Source organism: Corynebacterium sp. MSK032 (assembly GCF_030232065.1).
In the GTDB taxonomy this organism is placed as follows: domain Bacteria; phylum Actinomycetota; class Actinomycetes; order Mycobacteriales; family Mycobacteriaceae; genus Corynebacterium; species Corynebacterium jeikeium_D.
Genome location: NZ_JASPJR010000002.1, coordinates 65,361 through 88,799 on the forward strand (window position 1 = coordinate 65,361; position 23,439 = coordinate 88,799).

Sequence of the window (23,439 nt, forward strand, 5' to 3'; positions counted from 1 at the left end):
CGACTTTTGGGCGTTGTGGCGATTGTCACCACGATGCTTGTTGCTAGTTATCTCAGTATAGGTGGTCTAGGTGGCGAAACTCCGTCACCTACCAGGTAGTGCGGTTAGGGCAGATACTACCGATTGGGCAACTACAGCGTGTCCACCCAGTTCTGCAGCAGCTTCAACCCTGCTTCACCAGACTTCTCAGGGTGGAACTGCGTGGCCCACAGCGGACCGTTTTCCACGGCTGCGATAAACCGATCGGATTCGTGGGCAGACCACGTCACCAGCGGCGGAGCGATGCGAGAATCCGTATTAAGGTCCCACTTGCGCACACCGTAGGAGTGGACGAAGTAAAAACGCTGACCCTCCAGTCCCTTAAACATCTTTGAGCCTTCCGGTACTTCAACCGTGTTCCAGCCCATATGCGGCAGAATCGACGCCTCGAGACGCTCGACAGTACCGGGCCATTCACCACAACCCGGGGTGCCGGTGACAGCTGCGGATGCGTCGGTCTCCGCTGCGTGGATGCCGTCGGCGTACTCGACGCCGCGGTCAAAGAGCACCTGCATACCGACGCAGATTCCCATCACTGGTCGACCACCTGCGAGTCGTGAGCCGATTAGGCGCGGCCCTTGTACTCGATGCAAACCCTCCATGCATGCGGCATAGGCGCCGACGCCGGGAACGAGCAGACCATCGGCCTCCATCACGGTCTTCGGATCGGCGGTCACAATAACCTCGGCACCCGTGGTGGCCACAGCGCGCTCAGCTGAACGCAAATTACCGGAGCCGTAATCAAGGATGGCAACGGTCGGGGTCTTCGTCGAAGGTGAGACTTGTTCCATAGTTGGACATTTTAAGGCGCTGGGAATCGATGTTTGCCACTTACCCCAAGAAAACTGCCTGGATAGGCAAAAGCACTGGTATACAACTACCGAATACTTTGGTAAACTCAAGGTTAACAACAGGTTAACTAAGTTATTGATTTATCCCTAATACCCCTGATTACTTTTCACAGAGAGGCTCCGACGCCATGACTACCGCATCCGTTCTTAGTAAATCATTTGCCATTGTCCGCGAGGACCTTCACCGACTCTATGGTGCAGCCTGCGATGCTGCGACTATCGATTCCATCCTCGACGATGTCATTGCAGAGCTGTCCAGCTCTGCGAAGGTGACTAACTTCCTCCCCGTCCTCGCCGAACGCGAGGCCACCGAACGCATCAAGGCCGCGAGCGGATGCAAGGACTGCGCCCCGCGCCAAGAGATTCTCTTTGCCGATAGCCGCGGTTCCGGCCGCAGTCAGATTGCCACTGCCCTGGCCTACCACCTGGTTGGCGACGAAGTCTTTATCCGCACTATCGGCCTCAATCCAGAGGATGGCCTGAACCCTCGCGTCGTCGCGGCTCTTCACGACCGTGGCGTGGACACCTCACGCCTCACCCAAAAGGTGATTACTCCCCGCGTTTCCCACCGCGCCGACGTTGTCGTACTCATGGGCATCGACGAGACACCAGCAGTCCCCGGCGACCGCTACGTGGAATGGGATGTCGCAGATCCGGACAATCTCGCAGACGATGAGCTCCAGTCGCTTATCGACGATATCGAAACCCGCCTGCGGGCTCTCTTCACCGAGATGGACGTCGCCGTCGCGTAAACAGGCACGGCTGCCCCACGCCGGGGGTTGAATCTAATAACCAAAAAGAGTGGCTGCGCAAGAACTTGCGCAGCCACTCTTTTTCAAATGTCTCTTTGTGTGTAGTTACTTCTTCTTGCGGTCCCGAACCGTCAAACGCGTCACTGCATTCTTTGCCGGGCGGGCAACACGCACAGCGGCCTCCGGCGTACGACGCTTCACGGCATCTCCCAGACGACGCAGCGTAGCGCGGGTGTTCTGGTATTCCGCCACGCGGTGCTTTCCGATGATTCGGTCGAGCACCGCACCAATGAGGCCAACTGCCAGCAGAGCTGCCGCAAAGGCAAAGACAGCCGGGTACGGACGGAGTGCAGCCGCGGCTACGGCTCCCAGAACGAACGAGCCGATACCAGTGCCCGAGTCAAAGGACATGTTCCAGAAGGCACTGGCCTCAGCAGTACGGTCACGCGGCAGGCGGGCAAACATCAGCAGCAGAGCCTCATTTTGCACTATGCCGAAGCCCGCGCCGTAGAAAATGGCCGCAACCAGCAGCAGCCAGGCCGACAGATCAAAGAGAACCACGCCGGACATCATCAGCAGGCCAACAAAACCACTGATCAATGCCGGAATCAGCAGAATTCCAGCCTCCGACTTCCGGTCGGCGTAGATTCCTGCGAAATAACGGAACACCATCTGCGCGCCACCGAGAACAGACAGCGACAGGCCAGCCACAACCGCACCGGAGACCAGATCAATTTCGCGAGCTGCCGGGGCAAGGAATGCGGAAATACCACCAAAGCCCATCGCAATCGTGCAAATTGCGAGCGCGGGAATGGCCACCAGCTTCCATGTGGCAACGTGCTCAACGGGGCTCGGCTGAGTTGCTGCAGATCCGGGCACAGGATCGCCGACGTCTTCCTTGCCGCCCTTGCCCTCCTTCGGCGCTGGCTTAATCTTCGGGATAAAGAGTGCCATCAACGAACCGACAAGCGAGATGACGGCGCCCAGGACATAAACAGGGGTGTAAGAACCCGTCTTGTCCGCAATGATTAGTCCTAGTGGCAAGAAAATGAGCTCAGATAAACCAACTGCCACACCGAGAACGCCAGAGGCCTTACCCAGAAATTTCATTGGCACTAGCTCGGCAATCAATGCGGACTCGGCGACAGTCAACGCACCGAAGCCCATACCGCGGAGAACCGCAATGATGAGCACCAAAGCAGCATCGGTGCCAAAGATGTGCAGAATCGTCGGCAAGCCCAGAAACAGACCTGAAATCAGCATGGTCATGCCGTAGCCAAGACGGCGACACATACGTGGAGTCTGCGTCTGTGTGAGAACGGTAGCGGCCATAAAAACACCGGTGTAGGCACCGGCGAGCGAGGTTCCACCGCCATCGTCAAGAATTGCCTGCGGAATGACAGGCATGAGGAGTGACCAGCCACCGAAGGCGGCCATCACGGCGACTAGCGTAGGTACTAGTCCGGGCGCTTTCCACATGCTGTCCAGTTCGTCCAACTGCCTGCGGTCCATCACCCGGGACGCCATTTACTCCATCACTCCTATCAACCACAAAATTGCGCCGGCGAGCGCGATCACAGATAAGAGACCAAGGACAATTGTTCCGACCCTCGATCCGGATTTATAGAGTGACCATGTTCCGCCCACCAGCAGACCAGCGACAATGAACAAAAAATAAGTGCTCAGCGTCGATGCGGTAGACACCTGCGCTAAAAGCACGTCTACAGACGTTGTTACCATCGATTCCCCTAAAATGCCAGCTAAGGCGGATTTTCCGGTTTCCTACAGCGGCCGTCTACTTCAGCTGCGACCTACAGAGTGCCCTTGGTCGACGGCACACCGTGGACGCGCGGGTCGTCCTCGACGGCAGCACGCAGGGCACGGGCCACAGCCTTGTACTCAGCCTCGGTGATGTGGTGCGGATCGCGCCCGTAGAGACAGCGAACATGCAGCGCAATACGGGCATTTAGGGCGAAGGACTCAAAGAAATGCTCGTTGATAACCGTTGCGTAGTGACCACCAATAACGGCAGTCAACATCTGCTCTGGTTCGCCAGTGCCAACGAAGTACGGGCGACCAGACACATCAACCACTGCGTGTGCCAGCGTTTCATCCATCGGGATATAGCAGTCACCAAAGCGACGAATACCAGACTTGTCCCCCAACGCCTGGGCGAAGGCCTGCCCCATCACAATGCCGGTATCCTCCACCGTGTGGTGCGCATCGACCTCGGTGTCGCCGTTGGCGTGCACAGTCAGGTCGAAGCTGCCGTGGGAGCCGAAAGCGGTCAACATGTGGTCGAAGAACGGCAGACCGGTCGAAATATCGGCCTTGCCGGTGCCATCGAGATTCACCGAGCAGACGATGCTCGATTCGCGGGTGGCGCGCTCGATACGGCCAACGCGCTCAGTGCGCTCTGCCTTCAGATGGTCCTTATCACTGGCGTGCATAAGTCAGATTTCTCCTTATAGTGGGATGTACCAGCAGCATTTCGCTTAAGCCAGCGCGGTCGCTGCCAATTTCTTGGCCGCCGCCAGCAGTGCATCATTTTCACTGGGCAGACCAATAGTGGCACGCAAACGACCGGGCACGCCAACATCGCGGATGAGTACTCCCTCGTCCAAGAAGCTCTGCCATGCCGTCGAGGCATCGGCGAAACGACCGAAGAAGACAAAGTTCGAGTACGAGTCAATCACGTCGTAGCCATAGCTGTTCAGGGCGGCTACGACGCGGTCACGCTCGTCGGCAAGCTTTGCGACGGTCGACAGCGTCGCATCCGAGTGGCGAAGTGCAACTGTGGCTGCGGCCTGTGTCAACGTCGACAGGTGGTATGGCAGACGTACGAGCATCACAGCATCAATAAATGCCGGGTTAGCAACGAAGTAGCCGAGGCGGCCTCCTGCGAAGTCGAAAGCCTTGCTCATCGTGCGGGAGACAACCAGCTTCGACGGGAACTCAACCAGCAGCGTTGTCGCCGACGGCTCCTCAGTGAACTCGGCGTAGGCCTCATCGACAATGACGATGCCCGGCGCGGCTTCAATAATGCGGCGCAAGTCAGCGAGCGTAGTCAGGTTGCCAGTCGGGTTGTTCGGCGTCGTGATGAAGATGACGTCAGGACGGTGCTCGGCAATTGCCGCGAGCGCACTATCCATGTCGATGTCGAAGGTCTCCGGGTCGCGGTCGATGCCGATAAACTCCGTCTGCGTGCCGGACGAGAGGATTGGGTGCATTGAGTAACTGGGCACAAACCCCATTGCGCTGCGCCCTGGCCCGCCGAATGCCTGCAGCAGCTGCTGGAGAATCTCGTTGGAGCCGTTGGCAGCCCATACCTGGTCAACGGTGATGTCCACGCCGGTCTGGCGGGTGACATAGTCGGCGAGTGCGCTGCGCAGTACTACTGCGTCACGGTCCGGGTAGCGGTTGAGGTCAGAGGCGACCTTCTCCACTTGCGCCACCAGGTCGGCGATGAGGTCATCGGATGGCGGGTACGGGTTTTCGTTGGTGTTCAGGCGAACATCGACGTCGAGCTGCGGAGCACCGTAGGCTTCCTCGCCGCGCAGTTCGTCGCGCAGTGGCAAATCTGCCAGCACCAACTTGGCTACCGACTGCTGTGACTGGTTCTCAGGCTGGTTGCTCATTAGTTGTCGTTCCCCTTTTCTGCGCCATTGCTCTCAGAGCCGAGAAGCGTCTCAAAGCGGGCGCGGATGGCCTCGCCGTGCGCTGGCAGTCGTTCTTCGTTGGCCAGGACTACTACGCTGTCGGCAACTTCCTTCAACGCGGCCTCGTTGTAGTCAATCATGTGGACCGACTTGAGGAAGGTGTGCGTTGACAGCCCCGAGGCGTGGCGGGCGGTACCGGAGGTCGGCAACACGTGGTTGGAGCCAGCCGAGTAATCGCCCAGCGGCACCGGCGAAAAGCGACCGATGAAGATTGCGCCAGCGTTGGTAATGCGTTCGGCAACGGCCTGTGCGTTTTCGGTGTGGATCTCCAGGTGCTCAGCGGCGTAGGCATCTGCAACCTGGATGCCGATATTCATGTCGTCGACAAGCACGATGCCAGACTGCTTGCCGGTGAGCGCCTCACGAACGCGGTCGGCGTTCATGGTGACCTCGTAGCGGTTTTCGACCTCGCGGTCGACAGCGGCGGCGAAATCGGCGTCGTCGGTAATAAGTACGCTGGCGGCCATGATGTCGTGCTCTGCCTGGGAAATCAGGTCGTAGGCGACGGAGACAGGATCAGCGGCGTTATCTGCAAGAATGGCGATTTCGGTCGGACCAGCTTCGGCGTCGATACCGACGACCGAGCGGCACAGGCGTTTAGCGGCGGTAACGAAGATGTTGCCCGGACCGGTGACCATGTCGACCGGCTCGAGGCTCTCGTTTTCATCGCCGTATGCGAGCAGTGCGACGGCCTGTGCACCACCGACGGCCCACACCTCGGTCACGCCAAGCAGCTTGCAGGCAGCCAGGATGGTCGGGTGCGGCCAGCCGTCGTTGTCGGCCTGCGGCGGAGAGGCGACGACGAGGGACTCCACACCAGCTTCCTGAGCTGGGATGACGTTCATCAATACGGACGACGGGTAGACGGCGTTGCCCCCGGGGACGTAAAGACCGACGCGCGAAACCGGAATCCACTTCTCGCGGACAATGCCGCCGGGCAGAATTTCAACAGTCTTATCATTCGGCTTCTGAGCAGCGTGGAACGCGCGCACGCGCCCGATGGACTCCTGCAGAGCAGAGCGGACATCGTCTTCCAGCGCAGCTTCCGCGGCATCGATAACCTCCGCTGGAACGCGCATGGATGCCGGACGAATACGGTCAAACTTCTCGGAGTACTCCATCGCCGCTTCCACACCACGGACTGCCACGTCATCGACAACGGGCTTGACCGTGGGAATCATCGAATCAACGTCTGCCGCACCACGCGGCAACACTCGACGCAGAGTGGCGGTGGTGGGAGTCTGACCGCGAAGATCAATAGTGGACAACATAATTAATTAGTAACCGCCTATTCGCACGATGGATTCATACGTGAGCACTTCAGAGTGACAAAGAAATGACAACAAAGTATTGAAAATCTGGGTCAAAGCCAAAGACTTTATCCACGGTTTTCGCTACTATTCGCCCTTAAAGGCACCCTTGAGTATGAACTAAGCATATCTTTCTCACGTTAGGTTCATACCGATTGCCCCATTTAACCCCTCATACTGTGGCGCAAGTTAGCTCCGCCACAGTGACCCATTACAGTGTTAAGGAAAGTAGTAACCAGTCGTAGAAAGGTCAGCTGTTGAACCAGGAAGGAAACAGCCCGGATTTGCCGGAGCTCGTCGCAGCCTATGCAGACGCGACCGCAGCCGACAATTCCCTGGCCACGCGCCAACTGGAATCAGTTTTCGCGCATCATTTCTACAACCCACAGCTCTTTTCTGACCCGGAAGCCCACGGCGTTACCGAACACGTCGGCGCGTTTTACCGCATAGTCCGCGAGGTCACCGAATCGCTCGGCATGATGACGGCTGCGCACGATGCCGCCCTGAACTGGATGGTATGGGCATCCGATAACGACAACGTCCCGGAGTACTGGCGCGCCCGGGCACGGCTAGCGGCGGATGAAGCCCGCCGCTACACCACCTTTATCGCCGATGGCCCCACCTCTGCTGCCGCAGAGACCGAAATCCCACTCATCGCACGCATGAGCAGGGAGATCACCTCGTACCGGGCACTCGTGCTTGCCGACGATCTGGATGCCCCAACCAGCAGTCACAGCGCGGTGACCACGGATGCGGATGGGCCGCGGCCGCAGGAATCGTCGGCAAGCGAAGAAGCGGAGGAGCCGTTTAGCCCACGCCAGTGGAAGAAGCGGGCGGCACTGACTGACGCGCTGATTCGGATTGCAAGCGCCCTGCGAAAGGTCAACCGCGAGGACTTGGCACGGGAGCTGCACGAGATGATTCGTGCACTGCCAAATGAGGATAAGTTTGAGTCGATTGCGCTGGCGAAGACTCTGACGGAGGCATCACTGCTGCACCGAGCCGGGAAAGTCGTCGACGCAGCGCGACTTTGCGCCTCACAGCTCAATGCAATCGGTAACCGCTCCGTAATCGCGGGCCTTGAGCTGAGGCAGAATTTGGCACGGTACTCGATAGAGACAGGTAATAGCGATACCGCGTTCCGAATGCTGTCAAACAACGTGGCAGTCGCGGACCAGCACAGACTGGACACTGACTATATTCTCGCGGTTCGTGAGATGGCAGACATCAACTTCGAGGTGGCACACAACAAGCCCGATGCCGGGGAGATGCTGAAGCTAACTCAGCGCGCCCAGGATGTGTCGGCAGACTACCCCAACTGTGAAGTCACCATGGAAATCGCGCTGCTGAAGGCAACGGCACTGTACGAGCTCGGAGATTTCCACCATGCCGGCCAGGAAGCGGAGTCGGTTGCAAAGTGGTCTGAGCCTACCCAGGATTCCGCACGTACTGATTTTTCCTGTGCCATTGCGGCGGAATCGGCAGTCCAAGAGGGCAATACTGAGCATGCCGCAGTACTCTTCGACGCACTGGCCGATATTCGTGCCGGATACTCGTCCCCGATTTCGCCTGCGGAAACTCTGATGGATGCCGCACTATCACTCAGTAACGTGGGCGCTACAAGTGAACTGACTGACCACCTGATGGAACGCTCACGTGGCTACGTGGTTGGGTCCTGGGAATCGGCCAAGTGGCATGAAGCACAGGCGCTGTTGTGCTGGTCTGTGTGGGACAACGACGGCGTGTACAAGTACGCCGACGAAGCTGCCGAGCTTTTCTTAGAAGCCCACGCCCCTGCCGACGCCGCCCGCACACTGACCATCGCGGTGCGTGCTGCTGCTAGTGATAACAATGAGGAACGCGCCCGCCGGTTCGCGGTTCGCATCGGCGACCTAGTCGGCCCGGATCACCCGGTGCGCGATGAAGTTCGTGGACTAATGCGTAGCTTTTCAAACCCGGCTTAACAGCGCACCCGACTGCACAGGTCTGAAAAACAAAGCAGTTTTTGCATCTTCCCGATGCCACGGGCGAAGATAGTCCAATGGTCTGGTGGGAAGAAGAAAACTCTGAGTCTGGAATTCAAGTTGGCGATTGGGATACCGGCATCGCGGCCGACTACGCGTCAGGGAATTCAGAAAACGCATCAGCAACGGAGAACTCGTCCGAACCCCTGGACTTTCCTCCCCTGCCCAATCCGCTAAAGGCATTACCGGACTCACTTCCGGAGCTGCTGGTTATTTCCCGCAGGGCCGGTGCCACGCTCGACCACGTCACCAGTTGGCGCGCTGTCACCAAGTTCGCCCACACGCACTGGTTAGCCGACGCGCCTACCAACTCCCCCGATGTCGTTGGCGAATTCCACGCACTCAGGCACGCAGTCGCCGACCAACTGGAATTAGTAGAAGAAGCCGCTGCTGCACGCGCCGAGTGGCTGCGCTGGGCAACTGAGGCCAACATCCGCCCCGCGATCTTGCACGCACGCTCCTACGGAGCATTCGCCGAGGCAGAGGCCTTCATCGACGCCAACCCAGGTGATGCCATCACCGGCCGGCGCCCCGAGGACTCCGAAATCCCCGAGCTGATCAGGCTTACTAAGGACATCGTCGCCACCACTCCACAGCCCGGGGAGGCCTATTACTACCTGGTCAGCGCGGCTGTTGCCGGCGCCGCAGCATCGCTGGCGCGCCGGGCGGAAATCGCCGGTCAACTCTCTGAATGGTCCGCACGCTGGGCACCAAAGCGAAGCAGTTTTGATGACCGCAAGCTATTGGAGGCGCAGCTCGCGCACAGCCGTGGTGAGCTGCGCAGGGCCGCCCGCATCGCAGCCAGCGTCGCGGCAGCCCCTCAGTCGGAACCCGTCACCACGACGATTGAAGCTCGCCAATTCCTGGCTTTCCTCTCTCTGGAAGCTGGTGAGGAAGCGGAGGCAATCCGCCAGCTACGCCCAATCGTGCAGGCTGGTCTCGATGCAGGACTCACGGTCGCGGTGCTTCGCAGCGTGCGTCTGCTCTGTGCGCTTCTCAACGCCCACGGCGATTTCGCGGAATCCGCCGCAATTGCCCGCCGCGCGCTCGCCAGCGCCGAAGGCATTCCGGTCAACCCCATCACCATGGATATCCAGCTCGTTCTGGCCCGCAGTCTCCTCGACGCCGACGAGGTTGACGAGGCGCTGCGCTTTGCCGAACCAGTTGCGCACTGGTCAGCGTTTACCGCCGATGAAGAACGCACCGACGCGGCTTTTTCTATTGCCTCCGCAGCCGCGGGTCTCGGCAATAATCCCCGCCAGGCGGCAAAGCTGCTCATCGAACACGGCGAGCACCTTGAACGCAACGGCGATACCAAGGGCGCTGCCAAGGCCTACCGCCAGGCTGCACGTTCCATCATTCATGTCATTGACCTGGTCATTTCCGAAGAGGGCTCCGAATTCACCGCCGAGATCGTCTCCGAGGACGCTTCCGCCGTCATTGACCACACGCTCAACGAGGCTGAGGACCTTCTGCTGCGTTCTCAGAAGCTCATCTCCGACGACTGGTCACTCGCCGACTGGCACGACGATGCCGCCTACGTCTTCTACTCCGCTGGCCGCGACACTTTGGCCATCAACCATGTGGAAGCCGCCGCGAAGGGCTACCTGCAGTCCGGCGATGGCGAGGAAGCCGCCCGCGCGCTGCTGGCGGGGGTTCGATACCGTCTCGACGCGGGTGATTCCGACGGTGCCGCCGCCTACGCCCGGCGCGTCGAAGAGCTTCTGCCCCGCGACGTGTGGGAAGGCCATCCTGTTCTCGATGCCCTTGACGTCATCATCATTCAGTCGCTTGACGACGAATACTAGCGCCCCGCCCACTTCAGTGCTGGCGGTGGCACAAAGTAGAGTGTTAGGTCATGACTACTTCTGGTGATTCCGCGACTTCTAGCCCGCAGCAGCTTTTCGACGCCGCCACGGCATTGGCTGAGGAAAACAACCTCTGGGAAGCAGCCCTAACTCTGATGCAGGGGTTCGAGGAGCTCGGCGACAAGGCTGATGCCCCGCAGACCGACAGTCTAGGGCGCCCCATCCGTGGCTCTGCACCGAAGCTGATGGACAAGGCCGCGGACTGGTTGGATTTGCTGGATAACCTGGAGAAAGACGGCTTCGAGCCGACTGCGGACACCCCACCGCGCCACCTGCGCTGGGCGATGTGGCACACCTTGAACGGCCAAGCAGAGATTCGTCGAGGACATCAAGGGCGCGCCATTGATCACCTGGAGTTGGCGGCGGGACTTTTCCAGTCCGACAAGCTCAATATCCAGGCCGTGCCTCTGCTTGCACAAATTGCACAGTGCCACCTGCATTTGGGCGATGTCGCTGCTGCGGAGAAGGCGCTTTACCGCGCACAGGAAACCTGTGATGAGCAATCGCGGGAACGCTGGGGGTCGGCACTAAGCGAGATTGGCGCAGAAATCGCCCGTCGCCTGTAGGCGAAGCTGCGAAGCGATACCGGGGGCTGATTCAGCTACTGCTCGTCGAAGTCGAGTCCGACATCGAACACCTTGGCCGAGTGGGTTAGCGCGCCCACAGCCAGGTAATCGACACCACAGGACGCGTACTCACGAGCCACATCGATGGTCAGTCCACCAGAGGACTCAAGCTGCGTGGCCGGAGAAATCTGCGAGCGGCGCTGCACCGCAATCTGGGTCTCCCAGACCTCGAAGTTGTCCAGCATGACGATGTCCGGCTTCATCGGCAGGATTTCATCGAGCTGTGCGAGGGTATCGACTTCCACCTCACACGGCAGCTCCGGGTACTGATCCCGCACCCTCTTCAACGCACCGGACACGGAACCGACAGCCACCACGTGATTGTCCTTAATCAGTGCTTCATCGCCCAAAGCGTAGCGGTGGTTAATTCCGCCGCCGCAGGTCACAGCATACTTTTCCAGGTTGCGCAGCCCCGGCAGCGTCTTTCGGGAATCGCGCACCCGCGCACCGGTGCCGATAATCGCGTCAGCCCACTGGCGCGTCGCAGTAGCTACACCACTGGCGTGCGTGAGGATATTCAGCATTGTCCGCTCAGCAGTCAGCAACCCCCGAGTCGGCGCAGAAATCGTTGCCAGCACTGTGCCAGGACGCACCAGGGTGCCATCTTCAACGTGCTTTTCGACGGTGAACTCACCCGAGATGACCTCCTGCAGCGTCCACTCCACCGCATCGATTGCCGCGATAACGCCCTCTTGCCGGGCCACCAGGCGGGCGAGTGCCTGCGCAGATGCCGAGACTGTCGACAGCGAGGTCACATCCGGCCCGAAGCTCATGTCTTCCTGTAGTGCCGTCCGAATGAGGCCACGGGTGATGTTTTCGTTCAGCACCCCGCGCAGAGTGTCCTTCTCAAGAGTCATGGTTAGCTAATCCCCATCCTTTTCAAACCAAGTGTGGCACCCCAAAGTATATGGTCGTGCCAATGCTGCTTCGACGACTTTCCTTGCGGCCACGACCTGAACCGATTGCGGGAGCCGATCGATAACCGCCAACGCCTGCCGCAAGCTCTGCTCATTACGCGTTACACCAGCGCCTTCCTGCATCGCCGTCTGCAACCGGAAAAGCTGCCGTGGTTCCAGTTCTGACCGTGGCTGAGGCAGGCTTTCAACGGCCGCTGCGAATTCCTCGTCCCCGACCGGCACAGCGTGTGTTTCAGCGACTTTTTCGACCACCCGCTTGCCGACGACCAGGCCCTCCAGCAACGAATTGGAGGCCAACCTGTTGGCACCGTGGAGCCCTGTTGCGGAGCATTCGCCGGCCGCATAGAGGCCCGGCACACTAGTTGCACCGAATGGGTCGACGGCAATACCACCACAGGTGTAGTGGACCGCCGGGGCCACGGGAATGAGGTCCTTGGTCGGATCAATCTCCGCTGCGGTCAGGCCCGCTGTGATCGTCGGAAAGCGGGCGGCGAAGTTGTCGATGTGACGTGCGTCGAGGAAGACGTGGTCCTCGCCGAGCTCGCGCATGCGAGTCGCGATGGCGCGCGAGACGATATCGCGCGGAGCCAGGTCCCCGCGAGGGTCAACGCCGGCGGTCACACTGTTGCCCCGGGAGTCGACGAGAATGGCTCCTTCACCACGGACAGCCTCGCTGATGAGATGGCGTCGGCCGGTGCCATCTGATGCCGAGCGCTCGTCATAGAGCACCGTCGGGTGAAACTGGATAAACTCCATGTCCCGAATCTCCGCGCCAGCATCGGAGGCCATGCCGATAGCCTCACCGCGGGCACCCGAGGGGGCCGTGGTCGCGCGGTAAATATGGCCCACGCCGCCGGTAGCCAGCAGAGTGGCGCCTGCTCGAATAGCTCCACCCCCACGGGGATCCGCTACCAGCGCCCCCAGCACGCGGCCGTCTTTGCCAACGATGAGCTGGCGCGCTGTGGCGTTTTGTAGTACTCGCACGCCGGTAACTGAGGCTTCTAGGGCGCGCTCGATTTCAGCACCAGTGGCGTCACCGCCGGCATGAATGATGCGCCGCGCGTGGTGTCCGCCCTCTTTGGTGCGGGAATATACGGCCGGGTTATCCCGCGCCGGGTCGAATGTAGCGCCTAGCCCTATCAGCCACTCGGTCGCCGCAGCGCCAGCACGGATGATAGAAGCCACGGCCCCTTCATCGCAGTGGCCGGCACCGGCATCGAGAGTATCCGCGATGTGGGAATCAGTGGTGTCATCGAACCCATTGGCCACATGGCCGCTGGGGTCGTCGTCAAGCCCGACGACCGCGAGCCCGCCCTGTGCGAGATTCGTGGCCGCATCGGCGAAACGTAGCTGTTTGCGGGCACCGACGCGCCACTCGACGCTGTCGATAACCAGCACGTCGAGGCCGAGCTCAAGGGCCCGACGCGCAGCACTGAGCCCTGCGACTCCCCCGCCGATGACGAGGAAGTCACACGTCAGTGTCCAACTGTCGAATGATGGGCGCAGACCAAACGTGTTACTCGCCTCCGCCTGGGTTACCGATGGCGATCATGCGCTCGACAGAAGCGCGCGCCTTGTCGGCGACATCCGGCTCGACATCGACTTCATCAGTGCCCTCAACGAGGCAGCGCAGCAGAGCCGCCGGAGTGATGAGCTTCATGTACGAGCAGGAAGCGCGGTCGTTGACCGGCTCAAAGTCGACATCCGGTGCGGCCTTGCGCAGCTGGTGGAGCATGCCCACCTCAGTGGCCACGAGCACCTTGCCGTTGGGCTTGTTCTCCTTCAGCTTCTGCGCCTCGGTCAGCATCTCGCCGGTGGAGAGCATCTGCACGCGCTCGGGCTCGATGGTGCCTTCACCTGCGAGGTAAATCGCAGAGTTCGCGCAACCGCACTCCGGGTGAATGAACAGCTGCGAATCGGCGTTCTCCTCCGCGCGGTGCGCGAGTTCCTCACCATTGATGTTGGCGTGGACGTGGCACTCACCAGCCCATACCTTGATGTTGTCGCGGCCGGTCTCACGGCGGACGTGTGCGCCGAGGAACTGATCCGGGTTGAACAGGATCTCCTGGTCTTCCGGGATGGACTTGACCACGTCGACGGCGTTGGAGGAAGTACAGCAGATGTCGGTCAGAGCCTTTACGTCTGCCGTGGTGTTGACGTAGCTGACCACCAGTGCGCCGGGATTCTCAGCCTTCCACTCGGCCAGTTCGTCTGCAGTGATGGAGTCCGCCAGGGAGCAGCCGGCGCGCTCATCCGGGATGAGGACGGTCTTCTCTGGGCTCAGAATTTTGGCGGTTTCCGCCATGAAGTGGACACCACAGAAGACGATGACGTCAGCATCGGTTTCCGCAGCGATGCGGGAAAGTCCGAGGGAGTCGCCGGTGTAATCGGCAATATCCTGAATCTCCGGCAGCTGGTAGTTGTGCGCAAGAATTACGGCATTGCGTTCGCGGGCGAGGCGCCTAATCTCCTGGGCCCAGCGCTCATCTGCAATTACGCCACCGTAGCGGCCATCTTTATCGACTACCGATTCGTACAGATCCGATTCAAGGCGCGGCAGGCTGGAAGCATTGGCCGCAAGGCTGGTATTCACGGAAAACTACGTCCTTACTTCAATGGGCTGTGGCTACGACCGGAAAAAACGCCGTCACCGTTACCGGCAACGGTCCCCGGAGGCATTCGCAGCGGACTCAAACGGGCAAGTGCAAGAGACCTAAGCTCGCCACACAATATCGAAAAAGCCCCTAAATCGGGGCGAATACTGACATCGAAGACGAACCTATTTCCCAAAATTGTAAGGCTTGTATAAGCCTATTTCCCAATAACTACCCCTGTTCAGTAGGAAATAGTGCTTTACGACGGCCCCCGCGCAGAACCTCACTGCCTCACTTAGTGACCGAATCTGCGTCCGCAACATTGTCCGCAGCGCTCTCGTTACCTTCCGTGAAGTCCGTTTGGAACAACACCCGGGACCACAGTGCGAGCATGGCAACCAGTGGCGCGACGAGCAGTGCTACATAGGTTTTGAAGTCTGGAATCACCGAGAACTTATCGCCCGGCTGCATGCCCGCCAGATCCGGCTGGAGCAATGCCGCAACCGACTGACCGACGAGGTACGTCACTGCTGCGCTCATCAACGCGGAGAAACCTGCCCAGCCAATTGCTGTGAGCATCTGCACAGGCGTCGTGATGGCACGGTTTCGGAAGGTAGTAATTCCCAGCACCAGGCCGCTGATGGCAGTGACAGCAACAAACCAGAGCAGCCCAATAAAACCAGCGTCAACGGTTTCCTGAATAATCGCTAGTTGGTTATCCGGGAGCATTTGCACTTGCTGCTTGGGGCGTAAGAATGCCCAGGCCACTCCGGCTATCGTTCCCGTTACAACGGAAAAGAGAACAATACCCGAGGCCATTGCCACGCTCTGCTTTTCAACGTGTGGGACTCGGGTATTTTTCATAGTCATAGTTGACTAACTTACCTCACGGCGCACATCCAGTACTAGCGTGCCCGAATGGCGCACTAGCACAACCAGCGCCTTTTATCGCTGCTCCAACATAACGGAGTCCACTTCGCCGTGGCGCGAGCACTTTGCAGTCCAGCCGTCCGGACGCACCTGCACCACCATCCGGCGCCCACAGAGCTGGCAGAACCGAGGCGCCTCCAGTCCAGCTTTTGCACCATAGGAGCGTTCGCGCACTTCACCAGCTTCGAGGTCGGCGCCGGTAAAAGGATCGAACTTGGGCTCATCTCCCAGCACCATGGCCTGGAGCAGCTCTGTGGAGTCGACTTTCTTACTCCGCGGCGAGCGCGGGCTAGATGTCCGAGGCTTAGACAGTTGCATTGAGAGCCTTAATTGGGAGTCGTACCTTGCCAAGCATGTCTAGATCCTGCTCCGCCGGACGGCCCAGAGTGGTCAGGTAATTACCGACAATGACAGCGTTGATACCGCCGAGCAGCCCCTTTTCTGCGCCCAGGTCGCCCAGGGTGAGCTCACGACCGCCAGCAAAACGCAGGATGGTCTTCGGCAGTGCCAGACGGAAGGCACCGATGGCACGCAGTGCGTCCTTGGCTGGCATCGGCTCGCGACCGGCGAACGGAGTGCCCGGGCGCGGGTCGAGGAAGTTCATCGGCACCTCGGTCGGGTTGAGGGCTGCCAGGTCCTGAGCGAACTCGGCACGCTGCTCAAGGGTCTCTCCCATACCCAGGATGCCGCCACAGCAGACCTCCATACCGGCTTCGCCGACCATGCGCAGGGTGTCATGGCGCTCTTCCCAAGTGTGGGTGGTCACGACCTGCGGGAAGTAGCTCTTGGCGGTCTCGAGGTTGTGGTTGTAGCGGTGAATACCAGCCTTGGCCAGGCGATCCACCTGCTCCTGCGTCAGAATGCCCATAGAGGCGGCCACATTAATGTCCACCTCTGCCTGAATGGCGGCGACGGCCTGTTCCATCTGGCTGAGCAGTCGCTCGTCCGGCCCCTTTACTGCAGCAACGATGCAGAACTCAGTCGCACCCGACTTTGCGGTCTGCTTAGCGGCGTCCACCAGCGCCGGGATATCCAGCCATGCCGAACGCACCGGGGACTCGAACAGACCCGACTGCGAACAGAAGTGGCAGTCCTCTGGGCAGCCGCCAGTCTTCAGCGAGATAATGCCTTCAACCTCGACCTCTTCGCCGCACCACTTCAAGCGCACCTCGTGAGCCAGCGCCAGCAGATCCTCGATGCTGTCGTCATCGAGATTGAGAACTGCCAGGGTCTCCTCATAGTTCAGCCCCTCACCGCGGCCGAGCACCTTTTCTCGGGCGAGTTCCAAAATGTCCTGCTGCTGTTGAGTCATGGGGGTGACGCTCCTTGAGGCTGGGGATAAAACTTGAACACCGTTTCAGAAGTTGTTCAGTTATCAAACTTAATACCGCAGCTACAGAATGTCGAACAGGGTTCAATTCCCGTCGTGTCGCGGATTTACGCTCCGCATCTCAGCCTTAAGGCATCTTCCAGATGATTCTTCTTTCGTCTACGGTAGGCAGTGTGCAATTGACCAAGGACATCATTGTCGACGCAGCTCTTACCATTCTCAACGAGTACGGACTCGGCGATCTCACGATCCGCCGCCTGACTCGCCACTTGGGTACCGCCGCTGGCGCAATGTACTGGCACTACCCTTCCAAGCAGGCACTGCTGGGTGCCGTCGCTGACCGCATCTTGGCTCCCTGCACAGAGTTTTCCGCCACCGGCGATTGGCGTGCCGACATCGAAGCCGTCGCCGAGCTGCTCTACTCCTGCCTCACCGCTCATCGGGATGGCGCCGAGGTCGTCTCGGCCGCACTCGCTACGGGCACCGCCACGATTCGCCCCGAACAACTGCTTGCCGACGCCCTGGAGAATGCACCCGAAACCTCCATTAACACCCCCTCAGCGGCTGATACCGCGTCTGTCCTCGTGTACTTCATTCTCGGTGCGACAGTCGACCAGCAGACAGCCATCGCGCTTGACCTGAACGGCGCCAAGGGCGTTTCCAACAAGGGCGACACCAGTGGCGAGAACGCCGATGATAAGGATCTTGAGGTCGAGACTTCCTCTGAAGATACTGCTGCACAGGCAAAAGAGCTCGGCCGCCAGCGCATTGCACTGGGAACCGAGCTCTTTATCGCCGGAATTGCGGGGGTTGCGGGGACTAAGGGAATCGCAGGTCATTAAGCCCCGCTGGAGCAATCACACTCACGGTCAAGCCGCGGCGCTAGAGCACCAGAGCTGCTACCCAACCAGCTGCCAGCAGCGGCAGGTTGAAGTGCAGGAAGGTCGGAATAACCGAATCGCGAATGTGGTCGTGCTGCCCGTCGGCATTGAGACCCATCGTCGGGCCGAGCGTCGAGTCCGATGCCGGCGAACCAGCATCGCCCAGAGCACCTGCAGTACCAATGATGGCGACGGTAGCCATCGGCGAGAAGCCCAGCGATACACACAACGGCACATAGATGATGGCGATAATCGGCAGCGTCGAGAAGGACGAACCAATACCCATCGTGACCACCAGACCAACGACCAGCATGGCGAATGCAGCGGCAGGCTTGTTGCCCGCAAACAGCTCTGCAGTAGCGGTCACCAGTGGCTCGACCTGGCCGGACTCCGACATCACCGAGGCGAAGCCCTGTGCGGAAATCATGATGAAACCAATCAGGGCCATCATCTTCATACCGGCGGTGAACACGTCGTCCGCCTCACGCCAGCGCACGGCACCGGTGAGCATGAAGATTGCCAGACCAGTGAGTGCACCAATCAGCAATGGATCGGCATCGGTCTCCATAGAATTCATCACAATCTGGACGACGAAGGTCACCACAATTGCAACGAGAGCAACGATAACTCGGTACTTCGACACCGGTTCGTCAGACTGGGTTTCTGCGTGTGAGGACTGGGCAATCGGCCGATCTTCGTAATGCCGTGGCTTCCGGTAGGAGAAAAATACGGCAATGGCCAGACCGGCCAACATACCGAGAGCCGGAATGCCCATGGTCATCATGATGTTGATATTGGAAACATCAAGACCAGCGTTTTCGATGTTGCCCAGCAGAATGTCGTTCAGGAAGATAGAACCGAATCCGACCGGAACCCACATGTAGGTGGTGACCAAACCGAAGGTCATCACACTGGTAATCATTCGGCGGTCGATGTTGAGGCGGTTAAATACCGGCAACAGCGGCGGAATAATCAGCGGGATAAACGCAATGTGAACTGGGATGAGGTTCTGCGACATGATCGCCATGGCCAAAATGCCGGCGACCATACCCCACTTGGTCCATGCCTCTGCCTTAGATTTAGCGCCTTCATCCTCCGTGCCGATCTTGGCAATCAGCCAATCGGCCAGCAGTTTGGGCAGCCCGGAGGATGCCACTGCCATGGCAAAGGCACCCAGCATGGCATAGCTCAGGGCAATCTTCGCACCACCAGAGAGGCCTTCCTGGAAGGCAACCATTGTGGCATCGAGCCCCATACCGGCGGAAAGACCACCGACCAAGGCGCCAATAAACAGCGCTAGCACAACGTGTACCCGGCAGACCGCCAGGATTAGCATCACCAAAACGGCGAGAAGAACGGCATTCATAAGGAAAATATTAAGGCAACCTTAAGTATTTCCAGCAACCGGGGTTAGAAAGATTTCACCCCAAAATCTCTACACCCCGGCTAATGCGGCTAATCAATCGAGACGAGTCCCTGGCCACCCTGCACTGCGTCGCCGACTTCAACTTGAATAGAGCCGACGGTGCCTGCAGCCGGGGCCGTAATCTCGGTTTCCATCTTCATTGCCTCGAGAATGAGCAGCACCTCCCCAGCCTCAATCTTCTGGCCTTCCTCGACCAAAACCTTGCTGACCGAACCTGCCAGTGGCGCCACCACCGAATTGGCGGAGACACCCGAGACACTAGCGGTGGCCGGCTCAACGGAAGCGCTCGACGATCCACCCAACACGATGGGCGAAAGACGCTTGGGCTCCTCAACTACTTCAACGTCGACATCGTAGGCAATGCCGCCGACAGTCACTTTCAATTTCATGGCTCAACAATCCTCACGTAGCAAAAGTCAATGAGTCAGACTCAAATAAGTCGGTTATCGAAAATTTCCAACTAACGCAGGTTGCGCTGCTGCTGGATCTGGCGTCCCTGCGCAGCCCACGTCTTATGGCGGTTGTATCGAATTGCCTTCACCTTGCCGCGATTGCCCAGGTACGCAGACACCGCTGCCGAAATGGCGATGACAGTATCCTCGGGGATATCTGCGTCCACGCGTTTGCGCAGTTCAGCCAACTCGCTTTCTGCCTGATTCAGGCGTGCCGTGGCCTTCTGCAAGCTTGTCGAGGTCGCATCCAACCGGTCGGTCAGTTCAGCGACGAGCGCTCGCAGCTCCTTAATCTCACCGATGCCGTCAGACATTACTGCGGCCCCAATCCGTGCTTCTTGGCCGGGCGAACCTCGCGCTTGTTACGCAGAACCGACAGTGCGTCAGCCACGCGCAGGCGGGTTTCGGCCGGGTCAATCACGTCGTCGACCAGTCCTCGCGAGGCGGCGACATACGGCGTCGAGAAGCGTGTCTTGTATTCGGCGATACGCTCGTCGCGCACGCGCGCCTGCTCTTCCTCGTCGCCCGCGGCGGCAATTTCCTTTCGGAAGACCACGTTGACCGCGCCCTCTGCGCCCATCACCGCAATTTCCGCGGTCGGCCATGCGAATACGTAATCCGCACCGAGGTCCTTCGAGCACATCGCCAGGTACGCACCGCCGTAGGCCTTACGCATGACGACGGTCACCTTGGGCACAGACGCTGCGGAGTATGCGTAGAGCATCTTTGCGCCGTGGCGGATGATGCCGCCATGCTCCTGGGTGACGCCCGGCATGAAGCCAGGAACGTCAACCAGGGTGACCAGCGGGATGTTAAAGGCATTGCAGAAGCGGATGAACTTTGCGCCCTTGTCCGAGGAATTGATGTCCAGCACACCGGACATCACGTTCGGTTGGTTGGCGACAAAGCCCACGGTACGGCCCAAAACTCGACCAAAGCCGACAACCAGGTTGGTGGCAAAACCCGCCTGGCACTCGAGGAAGTCGCCATTGTCGGCGATACGGATGATGACCTCGCGGACGTCGTAGCCCTTCTTGCCATCGACGGGAACGATGTCGCGGAGCTCTGGATCCGGCTCGGCGTCGAATACCGGATCCACGATTGGCGGCTCTTCCGTGTTGTTCTGTGGCAGGAAGCTTAAGAGCTTCTGCGCAATCAGGATGGCCTGCTCGTCATCGTCGGCAACGAAGTCAATATTGCCGGCCTTGGCCATGTGCGCATCAGCGCCACCGAGCTGCTCGGAGGTAACTTCCTCGCCGGTCACCGACTTAATAACGCCCGGGCCGGTGATGAACATCTGTGCCTTGCGAGTCTGAATGATGAAGTCGGTCAGCGCTGGCGAGTAGGCAGCGCCACCAGCACATGGACCTGCAATGATGGAAATCTGCGGCACCAGACCGGAAAGCCAGACATTGTTGTAGAAGACCTGGCCGTAGCCCGACAGAGAGTCAATCCCCTCTTGAATGCGAGCACCACCGGAGTCGTTGATAAACACGAACGGAGTGCCGTTGTCGGCAGCAGCGCGCATGGTGGCCGCAACCTTGCGGGACTGCGTTTCACCAGCGGAGCCACCCATGACCGTGAAGTCCTGGGAGGCCACGTGCACTGCCCGGCCGAGAACCGCGGCAGTGCCGGTGACCACGCCGTCGGCAGGCGCTTCGGCAGTATCCATGCCGAAGTCGGTGGTGCGGTGAGTCATGAACATCCCGGTTTCACGGAAAGTGCCCTCGTCGACGAAGTTGTCGATACGCTCGCGGGCAGTCATCTTCCCACGTTCGTGCTGCTTGGCCTGGCGGGCTTCACCGCCACCGGCCTCAACACGGCGACGCTGAGCATCCAAATAATCCAGGCGCTCCGCCATCGAGGCATCGACGCCCGGCGCGACGGCATCCGCCGAATTCGGCTGGTTTGCTGAACTTTGCGACATTGCTATCTCTTCTCCCGATGTTCCTAGGCGGGTTCCACCTGGACGGTCTGCGAACGACCGCCAACGGTGACCTTGTAGCGAATTGGCTCGCGAATGGCATTGGCTGCACCAGAGGCCTGCTCTGCCTCGCGGTTGAGCTGCTCGGCGGTCTTGCCGACGTTCTTCGGCCCTTCGCCGCGCGCGGTGAAGAATCCCGGTGCGACAGATGGGAACAGTGCGTTGGTCAGGACGTCTTCGGCGGTGCCGTTGTAACCGTCGAGTTCCCTGGCCTGCTCGACCAGGTCGTCCCACTCTGGCTCGAGGAGATCAGCCGGACGAACCGTGATTTCTTCCTTCTTGGTCTGCTCCGCTGCCTGCTTGATCAGCTCTGGGTTGCGCTCACCCGGGCACTGCCCGTAATAGCCGAGCATGAGGTCGGCGAACTCAGCCGTCATAACCTTGTAGCGTCCCATCAGCACGTTAAACACAGCTTGCGTGCCGACGATCTGCGAGCTCGGAGTCACCAGCGGCGGGTAACCGGCGTCCTTTCGGACAATCGGCACTTCACGCATGACCTCTTCGACGCGGTCGCCCGCGCCCTGGGCCTTGAGCTGGTTTTCCATGTTCGACAACATGCCGCCAGGAATCTGCGACATGAAAATGTCGGTATTGACCAGGGTTTTCGACTCGAACTCTGCGTACTTCGGACGCACCTTGCGGAAGTGGTCACGAATGGTGATCAGATTATCCATGTTCAGGTCGGTGGTGTAGTCGGTTCCCTCCAACATTTCCACCAGCGACTCGGTCGGGTTGTGTCCCGGCCCCAGCGACATCGACGAAATTGCTGTGTCCACGACATCCGCACCAGCTTCGATGGCCTTCATCAAAGTCACCATGGTGACACCGGTGGTCGAGTGACAGTGGACGTTAATCTGGGTGTCCTCGCCGTAAGTTTCCTTGATGCCGCGGATGATGTCGTAAGCCGGCTGGGGTTTCAGCAGCGCTGCCATGTCCTTCAACGCAATGGAGTCCGCCCCCATATCCAGTAGACGACCAGCGAGCTTAACGTACCCGTCGACGTCGTGAAGCGGAGACGTCGTGTAGCAGATCGTGCCCTGCGCGTGCTTGTCGACGTTCTTGACCGCGCGCATGGCGTGCTCGAGATTGCGTGGATCGTTGAGGGCGTCGAAAACACGGAATACGTCCATGCCGTTTTCAGCGGACTTTTCGACAAACTTGTCAACCACCATGTCCTCGTAGTGGCGGTAGCCGAGGAGATTCTGACCGCGCAGCAGCATCTGCAGGCGGCTGTTCGGCATCAGTTTGCGGAATGTCCGCAGTCGCTCCCAGGGGTCTTCGTTGAGGAAGCGAATGCAAGCGTCGAAGGTTGCGCCACCCCAGCACTCCACACTCCAAAAACCGGCCTTGTCCATTTCTTCACAGACATCGACCATGTCTTCCATAGCCATTCGCGTTGCCATGAGGCTCTGATGAGCGTCTCGGAACGCTACTTCCGTTACACCAATGGTTCGTGGACTCATAACTCCAAAAGTAAAGGCCTTTGGGAATCTTCGCGCGTTGGTGACCGCGAATATTGGGGATTCGGCGCCCACCAAGGTGCGTTTAGAGTGTCAAATTGCCCACTTGCAGGGTTAAATACTTATTTTCGCGCGAACTTTACGCGCTTAACCGTTCAACTCGACTTTTTGTCTGGGGGTCGTTTTTGCGAAGTGCGCTCGACGAATAGGACGGTTTGCGCGCCCACACGGGACTGAAAATGGCTCATGTTTTTTACAAAGCGGTTAAGGTAGTCA

Annotated in this window: 22 protein-coding genes; 5 read left to right on the forward strand and 17 right to left on the reverse strand. The window is 59.4% G+C overall.

The window, feature by feature from the left end; all coding sequences use genetic code 11:
* Positions 1-131: 131 nt before the first annotated feature.
* Positions 132-830: an imidazole glycerol phosphate synthase subunit HisH gene (hisH, locus tag QP995_RS01520; RefSeq protein ID WP_049193971.1), complete on the reverse strand. Its 699-nt coding sequence runs from the start codon at positions 828-830 to the stop codon at positions 132-134.
* 188 nt (positions 831-1,018) lie between these two features.
* Between hisH and QP995_RS01525 the strand changes: the two genes are divergently transcribed.
* Positions 1,019-1,642 carry an arsenate-mycothiol transferase ArsC gene (locus QP995_RS01525; protein ID WP_284852845.1) on the forward strand — a complete coding sequence of 208 codons (624 nt, stop codon included), beginning with the start codon at positions 1,019-1,021 and terminating at the stop codon, positions 1,640-1,642.
* A gap of 105 nt (positions 1,643-1,747) precedes the next feature.
* Here the strand turns inward: QP995_RS01525 and QP995_RS01530 are convergent, their stop codons facing one another.
* The 5 genes from QP995_RS01530 to hisD all read right to left on the reverse strand — a co-directional run bounded on the left by QP995_RS01530 (position 1,748) and on the right by hisD (position 6,632).
* The gene (locus QP995_RS01530) at positions 1,748-3,169 is read right to left on the reverse strand and encodes an MFS transporter (RefSeq protein WP_048734650.1); all 1,422 of its coding nucleotides are present in this window, start codon (positions 3,167-3,169) and stop codon (positions 1,748-1,750) included.
* Entirely contained in the window at positions 3,170-3,382 is a 213-nt protein-coding gene (locus QP995_RS10900; RefSeq protein WP_016422950.1) for a CG2302 family histidine operon protein, read from the reverse strand.
* Between the two features lie 71 nt (positions 3,383-3,453).
* A complete protein-coding gene (hisB, locus tag QP995_RS01535; RefSeq protein ID WP_070438967.1) occupies positions 3,454-4,092 on the reverse strand; it encodes an imidazoleglycerol-phosphate dehydratase HisB in 639 nt (212 codons plus the stop codon).
* Between the two features lie 45 nt (positions 4,093-4,137).
* Positions 4,138-5,280 carry a histidinol-phosphate transaminase gene (locus QP995_RS01540; protein WP_070545583.1) on the reverse strand — a complete coding sequence of 381 codons (1,143 nt, stop codon included), beginning with the start codon at positions 5,278-5,280 and terminating at the stop codon, positions 4,138-4,140.
* A complete protein-coding gene (gene hisD / locus QP995_RS01545; protein WP_284852846.1) occupies positions 5,280-6,632 on the reverse strand; it encodes a histidinol dehydrogenase in 1,353 nt (450 codons plus the stop codon). Before hisD ends, QP995_RS01540 begins: the two co-directional genes overlap by 1 nt.
* A 296-nt stretch (positions 6,633-6,928) precedes the next feature.
* On the opposite strand from hisD, the gene QP995_RS01550 reads away from it, so the two are divergent.
* The 3 genes from QP995_RS01550 to QP995_RS01560 all read left to right on the forward strand — a co-directional run bounded on the left by QP995_RS01550 (position 6,929) and on the right by QP995_RS01560 (position 11,129).
* Entirely contained in the window at positions 6,929-8,635 is a 1,707-nt protein-coding gene (locus QP995_RS01550) for a hypothetical protein (protein ID WP_016422953.1), read from the forward strand.
* Positions 8,636-8,712: 77 nt separating this feature from the next.
* Positions 8,713-10,503 (forward strand): hypothetical protein, encoded by a 1,791-nt coding sequence (locus QP995_RS01555; RefSeq protein ID WP_016422954.1) that lies wholly within the window; start codon positions 8,713-8,715, stop codon positions 10,501-10,503.
* 50 nt (positions 10,504-10,553) lie between these two features.
* Positions 10,554-11,129: a hypothetical protein gene (locus QP995_RS01560; protein WP_049170302.1), complete on the forward strand. Its 576-nt coding sequence runs from the start codon at positions 10,554-10,556 to the stop codon at positions 11,127-11,129.
* 35 nt (positions 11,130-11,164) lie between these two features.
* Here QP995_RS01560 and nadC read toward each other — a convergent pair whose 3' ends face one another.
* The 6 genes from nadC to bioB form a co-directional block, all read right to left on the reverse strand.
* Positions 11,165-12,046, reverse strand: coding sequence for a carboxylating nicotinate-nucleotide diphosphorylase (nadC, locus tag QP995_RS01565; protein ID WP_016422956.1), 882 nt, complete (start codon positions 12,044-12,046; stop codon positions 11,165-11,167).
* A gap of 6 nt (positions 12,047-12,052) precedes the next feature.
* Positions 12,053-13,612 carry an L-aspartate oxidase gene (gene nadB, locus QP995_RS01570; protein WP_049170299.1) on the reverse strand — a complete coding sequence of 520 codons (1,560 nt, stop codon included), beginning with the start codon at positions 13,610-13,612 and terminating at the stop codon, positions 12,053-12,055.
* A 10-nt stretch (positions 13,613-13,622) separates the two neighbouring features.
* Positions 13,623-14,699: a quinolinate synthase NadA gene (nadA, locus tag QP995_RS01575; protein ID WP_049193980.1), complete on the reverse strand. Its 1,077-nt coding sequence runs from the start codon at positions 14,697-14,699 to the stop codon at positions 13,623-13,625.
* 292 nt (positions 14,700-14,991) lie between these two features.
* Complete coding sequence (locus QP995_RS01580) at positions 14,992-15,570, reverse strand: hypothetical protein (protein ID WP_049193981.1); 579 nt, start codon at positions 15,568-15,570, stop codon at positions 14,992-14,994.
* 75 nt (positions 15,571-15,645) lie between these two features.
* The gene (gene bsaP / locus QP995_RS01585) at positions 15,646-15,948 is read right to left on the reverse strand and encodes a biotin synthase auxiliary protein BsaP (protein WP_016422960.1); all 303 of its coding nucleotides are present in this window, start codon (positions 15,946-15,948) and stop codon (positions 15,646-15,648) included.
* The gene (gene bioB, locus QP995_RS01590) at positions 15,935-16,942 is read right to left on the reverse strand and encodes a biotin synthase BioB (RefSeq protein ID WP_049190419.1); all 1,008 of its coding nucleotides are present in this window, start codon (positions 16,940-16,942) and stop codon (positions 15,935-15,937) included. The genes bsaP and bioB overlap by 14 nt, the downstream gene beginning before the upstream one ends.
* Before the next feature lie 161 nt (positions 16,943-17,103).
* Here bioB and QP995_RS01595 point away from each other — a divergent pair, with 161 nt between their 5' ends.
* Positions 17,104-17,802, forward strand: coding sequence for a TetR family transcriptional regulator (locus QP995_RS01595; protein ID WP_239271831.1), 699 nt, complete (start codon positions 17,104-17,106; stop codon positions 17,800-17,802).
* A gap of 40 nt (positions 17,803-17,842) precedes the next feature.
* Here the strand turns inward: QP995_RS01595 and QP995_RS01600 are convergent, their stop codons facing one another.
* The 5 genes from QP995_RS01600 to QP995_RS01620 form a co-directional block, all read right to left on the reverse strand.
* Positions 17,843-19,207 (reverse strand): Na+/H+ antiporter family protein, encoded by a 1,365-nt coding sequence (locus QP995_RS01600; protein WP_070862939.1) that lies wholly within the window; start codon positions 19,205-19,207, stop codon positions 17,843-17,845.
* A gap of 89 nt (positions 19,208-19,296) precedes the next feature.
* Positions 19,297-19,656: a biotin/lipoyl-containing protein gene (locus QP995_RS01605; protein WP_284852847.1), complete on the reverse strand. Its 360-nt coding sequence runs from the start codon at positions 19,654-19,656 to the stop codon at positions 19,297-19,299.
* 71 nt (positions 19,657-19,727) lie between these two features.
* Positions 19,728-20,033, reverse strand: a complete 306-nt coding sequence (locus QP995_RS01610) for a hypothetical protein (protein ID WP_016422965.1) — start codon at positions 20,031-20,033, stop codon at positions 19,728-19,730.
* Positions 20,033-21,646, reverse strand: coding sequence for an acyl-CoA carboxylase subunit beta (locus QP995_RS01615; protein ID WP_284852848.1), 1,614 nt, complete (start codon positions 21,644-21,646; stop codon positions 20,033-20,035). The genes QP995_RS01610 and QP995_RS01615 overlap by 1 nt, the downstream gene beginning before the upstream one ends.
* Positions 21,647-21,669: 23 nt before the next feature.
* Positions 21,670-23,166 carry a methylmalonyl-CoA carboxytransferase subunit 5S gene (locus tag QP995_RS01620; RefSeq protein ID WP_284852849.1) on the reverse strand — a complete coding sequence of 499 codons (1,497 nt, stop codon included), beginning with the start codon at positions 23,164-23,166 and terminating at the stop codon, positions 21,670-21,672.
* Positions 23,167-23,439: the final 273 nt, after the last annotated feature.